1 tRNA gene is annotated in these 385 nt (G+C 49.9%); it reads right to left on the minus strand.

Going from position 1 to position 385, the window contains the following annotated elements:
- Positions 1-225 precede the first annotated feature (225 nt).
- A tRNA-Ala gene (locus U4Z31_RS37015) sits at positions 226-301 on the minus strand.
- Positions 302-385: the final 84 nt, after the last annotated feature.

Below are 385 nucleotides of genomic sequence, written 5' to 3' on the forward strand. Positions count from 1 at the left end.
TTGAGCCGAACATTAAGTTCGAATCATCTTGAGATACATCGATACAATCACAACCCGGATAGTTTCCACGTCCATCTCAAGACGCTTCCGCTATCCAAATTACTTACTTCTTCCAGATTGTTAAAGAACGACAGCCGATACATACTACGTATCACTCTGACTGGCTCAATCGCCAATGCAAAATTCTCGGTTCAGCGTGTGAACCAAGCACTTAGCGTTGGTGATTGGTGGAGGCAGACGGGATCGAACCGACGACCCCCTGCTTGCAAAGCAGGTGCTCTCCCAGCTGAGCTATGCCCCCATGAGTACAGATTCCCTCAGGTACCTACCGCCAGACAATGGTGGGTCTGGTTGGATTCGAACCAACGACCCCCGCCTTATCAAG

The organism is Burkholderia sp. BCC1985, assembly GCF_905339915.1.
Taxonomy (GTDB): Bacteria; Pseudomonadota; Gammaproteobacteria; order Burkholderiales; family Burkholderiaceae; genus Burkholderia.